Raw genomic sequence first — 4,759 nt, forward strand, 5'->3', positions numbered from 1 at the left:
CGAATGCACGAGCGTTACCACCGTAGGTTTTAGCCAGTACAGTAGTAATTGCAGCAGTCAGGGTAGTTTTACCATGGTCAACGTGGCCGATAGTACCAACGTTAACGTGCGGTTTTGTACGTTCAAACTTTTCTTTAGACATTAGATTGTCCCTCTAAGACACGGAATCGGTGGTTTCACCACATCAACCAAGCAGTCGCTTGTTGAATCATTTACAGGAAAAAACCAGGAGACAAGGACATTAAAGAAGTGGTGCTGATAGGCAGATTCGAACTGCCGACCTCACCCTTACCAAGGGTGTGCTCTACCAACTGAGCTATATCAGCACATCTTGGAGCGGGCAGCGGGAATCGAACCCGCATCATCAGCTTGGAAGGCTGAGGTAATAGCCATTATACGATGCCCGCATTGAACTCGGCTACCTGACTTAAATCAGCTGTAAGTTGTATCTCAATGTGTTTTACTTGGAGTAACTACTCATATGCAAACACTCAAGATTAAATCTGATTGTTTGGTGGTGGGGGAAGGATTCGAACCTTCGAAGTCTGTGACGGCAGATTTACAGTCTGCTCCCTTTGGCCGCTCGGGAACCCCACCTTATCCAAATTTTAATGGTGCCGGCACCAAGAGTCGAACTCGGGACCTACTGATTACAAGTCAGTTGCTCTACCAACTGAGCTATGCCGGCATCAAGTGCTGCGCATTCTAGGTAGTGTGAGCGCTCTATGCAACAAAAAAATTGCTTTCTCTGATCGTTCGGTCATAAAATGCTCGCATTTATTCGAATAGCTGCTTTTTTCAATAGATTCAGCCCAAATAACCAACGAAAAATTATCTATAACTATTAAAGAATTGATCACAAGTTCTATAGAACTTAATAAACTATTTCATTTTCTTCAGTTAAACTTCCATCATTATGAAAGAAAAATCCTAGCTAGCATTAAGCAAAGCAACCCAATTTTTTTACAATTCTGCATTTCTTATCAAAAAAAACCGCTAAAAATATAAAAAAGCCTACGCCTACAGCCTCTCAATCGATATGATGCAATTTATTTTTTGTCGGGTACAGGTTGTTTATTACAACCTGTCCAACCTGCACAAACGGCAGATGTTGGTCTATGAATAAAAAAGAACCTTTTTTGGCTACTCCATATTTGCAATTCAATCGTGAACAATGGGCTACCTTACGTGATTCAGTCCCACTAACATTAACAAAAGAAGAATTAATTGATCTAAAAGGGATTAATGAAGAAATTTCTTTAGAAGAAGTTATTGAAATTTACCTTCCTTTATCTCGTTTACTCAATTTTTATATCAGTTCAAATTTACGGCGCCAAGCCGTACTTGAACAATTTCTAGGTACTGATGAGCAAAAAGTCCCTTATATCATAGGTATTGCTGGTAGTGTTGCCGTTGGTAAAAGCACTACAGCGCGCCTATTACAGGCGCTGCTGAGTCGTTGGCCCGAACACAGAAGCGTAGAATTAATTACTACAGATGGTTTTCTGCATTCTAACAGCGTGCTGAATGAACGTAGATTGATGAAAAAGAAAGGGTTTCCACAATCGTATGATATGCACAGCCTAGTGAAATTCGTATCTGATATTAAATCAGGCTCCAAGCAAATATCTGCACCAGTTTACTCTCATCTTACCTATGACATCGTGCCAAATGAAAAAAAACTCATTGAACAACCAGATATTTTGATTTTGGAAGGTCTGAATGTATTGCAAAGCGGTATGGATTATCCCCATGATCCACATCATGTATTTGTCTCCGATTTCGTCGACTTTTCTATCTACGTCGATGCATCAGAAAAATTACTTAAGGGCTGGTATATTAGTCGCTTCCTGAAATTCCGTCAGGGTGCTTTTTCAGATCCAGATTCTTATTTCCACAACTATTCTAAGTTATCAGAAGAAGAAGCTATAAATACCGCATCTAATATCTGGCAAGAAATCAATGGATTAAATTTACAACAAAATATTCTACCAACCCGAGAACGAGCAAGCCTAATCATGACAAAAGGCGCCAATCACACCATTGAAAGCGTGAGGCTGCGTAAATAAAATAATTTTAAAGCCGGAAGATATCTCTCTTCCGGTTATTAATGACAACCTCTCAAAGAAATCTCACCACCAATATATGGAGTGACAACACCATTTTGATCAAGTAACAAAGCTCCTTGCTGGTTAATACCTCTAGCTATACCATGGACTTCCTGATTACCAATAATTAATTTTACCGGTCTATCCATAAAATTATCTAACTCAAACCACCGAGAAACAAATGAAGACAAACCTTCATTTTCAAACTGAATCAGAGCCTTTCTTAACTCAAGTATTATTTCTACTGCCAACTTATTACGATCAACTTCAATACCTGCCTGCTGCAAATTAATCCATTGCTGATTAATAGATTCTTTACCCTTATGATCCATAGCAATATTTATACCCGCACCGATCACAATTTGGGCGGCATCACCAGTTTTTCCCATCAACTCGACTAGAATCCCAGCTAATTTCTTATCATCAAGATATAAATCATTTGGCCATTTTACTTTAATTCTGTCAGCACCTAATCGATGCAATACTTTAGCAATAATAATACCCACAACCAAGCTCAATCCAATCGCAGCAGCAGGCCCCTGCTCAAGACACCAATACATAGATAAGTAAAGATTCTTACCAAAAGGAGAAACCCATTTCCGACCACGCCGACCTCTACCAGCATACTGATATTCAGCAACACAGGCATCTCCTGATTTCAGCTCAGATAAACGATCAAGTAAGAACTGATTAGTCGAATCAATAACTGGTAAAACCGCAATACGACCCTCAGGTAAATATTGAAAAATACTACACTCATCAAGTAACTGCACAGGAGCCAAAAAACTATAACCTTTACCAGGTACCGTTTCCAGTTCAATTCCCCATTCACGAATAGTCTGTATATGCTTATTAATTCCAGCCCTGCTCATCCCTAAGTCTTGCCCTAATTGTTGCCCTGAATGAATTTCTCCATCAGACAAAATCTTAATCAATTGCAATGGTACAGTTATATCTTTCATGAAATGCATTCCACAGCATCAATTTCACCTTTAGAGCCAATAAAGCGAACCTCAGGTTCAAGTAATACACCAAATTTTCTTATCACTTGTTGACGAACATAGGCAGACAATGCAATTACATCCTTACATGTAGCATTTTCCTGGTTTATTAATACCAAAGCTTGCCTAAGGTGCACAGCTGCGCCACCAATACGATAGCCTTTCAAATTACATTGTTCAATGAGCCAACCTGCCGCTAATTTAAACGTTTCATTAGTATGAGGATATTGAGGACTATCAGGATAGTTTTCTTTAATTTTAGCCGCAATTTCTGCACTAACGATTGGATTCTTAAAGAAACTACCTGCATTTCCTACCACGGCAGGATTAGGTAGTTTGCTAGTACGCATTGTACATACTAAATCGAAAATCTGACGAGGAGTTACGCTACCTTTCGATAACTTAGTTAAATCACCATAGTTCAATATCGGTTGCCAATTCTTTTTTAACAATAGACCCACAGAGATAACAAAACAGTTCTCTTTGTATTTATGCTTGAAAATACTATCCCGATATCCAAACTGACATTTATCAGCACTAAGACGCACTTTCTCTCCCGACTTCAGGTTAAGAACATCTACGTATTCACATACATCTCTAAATTCAGCGCCATATGCACCAATATTTTGAATTGGTGCCGCACCAGCACAACCAGGAATTAGAGCTAAATTTTCTAACCCATAGATCTGATTTTGGAGAGAATAGCAAACTAAATCGTGCCAATTTTCTCCTGCTCCTACATGTAAATGCCATGATTCATCAGTTTCCTGACATTGGATCCCCATGATCCTATTCAGGATCACCGTTCCTTCAAAATCCTCAGTAAATAAGACATTACTGCCTCCACCAAGCAGCAATACAGGTTGTTTTTGGTTTTTGGCTTCCTGCCATAAAGCCAATAAAGATTCGGTAGACTCAGCTACGTCTAAATGTTTAGCATAGGCTGATAACCCAAAGGCATTAAACTTTTTAAGAGAAAGCATTTACTTAATACTCAACAAAGATTTAATGAGTAGTTTATCAGCCTATAGGCGTAGAAAACAGTTGGAAAGCTAAGTTAGTTTTTTCGCCAAATGCAAAAAGGCCACCCTATCGGATGGCCCTTTCATCTTAAAATAAAGCCTGGCAGTTCCCTACTCTCGCGTGGGGAGACCCCACACTACCATCGGCGCTACGGCGTTTCACTGCTGAGTTCGGCATGGGGTCAGGTGGGACCACCGCGCTATCGCCGCCAGACGAATTCTTTATATATTCTATGTGGTGCTGATACCCAGATTCGAACTGGGGACCTCACCCTTACCAAGGGTGTGCTCTACCAACTGAGCCATATCAGCAATAGGCTTTGCAACCACTATTGGCGAAAAACCTTAATTAAAATCTTGACAGATTACGAACGGCCCACCACTTGCTGTTCATCCTTCGGGTTGTCGATCTTGCAATGTTCAAATCCGTTTCCAACGGGTTCGCCCTACTCTCTGCTTACTACGCTCCATGTCACTCTGTCACCCCGACATAAAGCTTTAATTTAAAGCCTGGCAGTGTCCTACTCTCGCATGGGGAGACCCCACACTACCATCGGCGCTACGGCGTTTCACTGCTGAGTTCGGCATGGGGTCAGGTGGGACCACCGCGCTATCGCCGCCAGGCATA

General features: G+C 40.6%; 4 protein-coding genes, 5 tRNA genes and 2 rRNA genes. 1 reads left to right on the forward strand and 10 read right to left on the reverse strand.

Annotation, left to right across the window (positions count from 1 at the left end; genetic code table 11):
* The 5 genes from EAE89_RS22260 to EAE89_RS22280 all read right to left on the reverse strand — a co-directional run.
* On the reverse strand, positions 1-142 hold a 142-nt coding region (locus EAE89_RS22260), incomplete at its 3' end, for a GTP-binding protein (RefSeq protein WP_072161945.1).
* Positions 143-250: 108 nt separating this feature from the next.
* Positions 251-326 (reverse strand) — tRNA-Thr (locus EAE89_RS22265).
* A gap of 6 nt (positions 327-332) precedes the next feature.
* A tRNA-Gly gene (locus EAE89_RS22270) sits at positions 333-407 on the reverse strand.
* A gap of 105 nt (positions 408-512) precedes the next feature.
* Positions 513-597 (reverse strand) — tRNA-Tyr (locus EAE89_RS22275).
* A 15-nt stretch (positions 598-612) separates the two neighbouring features.
* Positions 613-688 (reverse strand) — tRNA-Thr (locus EAE89_RS22280).
* A 430-nt stretch (positions 689-1,118) separates the two neighbouring features.
* On the opposite strand from EAE89_RS22280, the gene coaA reads away from it, so the two are divergent.
* Positions 1,119-2,069, forward strand: a complete 951-nt coding sequence (coaA, locus tag EAE89_RS22285; RefSeq protein WP_054481581.1) for a type I pantothenate kinase — start codon at positions 1,119-1,121, stop codon at positions 2,067-2,069.
* A gap of 38 nt (positions 2,070-2,107) precedes the next feature.
* Here the strand turns inward: coaA and birA are convergent, their stop codons facing one another.
* The 5 genes from birA to rrf (EAE89_RS22310) form a co-directional block, all read right to left on the reverse strand.
* Positions 2,108-3,070: a bifunctional biotin--[acetyl-CoA-carboxylase] ligase/biotin operon repressor BirA gene (gene birA, locus EAE89_RS22290; RefSeq protein ID WP_054481579.1), complete on the reverse strand. Its 963-nt coding sequence runs from the start codon at positions 3,068-3,070 to the stop codon at positions 2,108-2,110.
* Entirely contained in the window at positions 3,067-4,092 is a 1,026-nt protein-coding gene (gene murB, locus EAE89_RS22295) for a UDP-N-acetylmuramate dehydrogenase (RefSeq protein ID WP_054481577.1), read from the reverse strand. The genes birA and murB overlap by 4 nt, the downstream gene beginning before the upstream one ends.
* A gap of 137 nt (positions 4,093-4,229) precedes the next feature.
* Positions 4,230-4,345 (reverse strand): 5S ribosomal RNA (gene rrf / locus EAE89_RS22300).
* A 22-nt stretch (positions 4,346-4,367) separates the two neighbouring features.
* Positions 4,368-4,443, reverse strand: a tRNA-Thr gene (locus EAE89_RS22305).
* Positions 4,444-4,639: 196 nt separating this feature from the next.
* Positions 4,640-4,755, reverse strand: a 5S ribosomal RNA gene (rrf, locus tag EAE89_RS22310).
* Between the last annotated feature and the right edge of the window lie 4 nt (positions 4,756-4,759).

It is taken from the genome of Photorhabdus heterorhabditis (assembly GCF_018448905.1).
GTDB lineage: Bacteria > Pseudomonadota > Gammaproteobacteria > Enterobacterales > Enterobacteriaceae > Photorhabdus > Photorhabdus heterorhabditis.

Coding starts and splice junctions, on each gene's coding strand:
- coaA (WP_054481581.1), top strand. CDS start 1,119: ATGAATAAAAAAGAACCTTTTTTGGCTACTCCATATTTGCAATTCAAT.
- murB (WP_054481577.1), bottom strand. CDS start 4,092: ATGCTTTCTCTTAAAAAGTTTAATGCCTTTGGGTTATCAGCCTATGCT.
- birA (WP_054481579.1), bottom strand. CDS start 3,070: ATGAAAGATATAACTGTACCATTGCAATTGATTAAGATTTTGTCTGAT.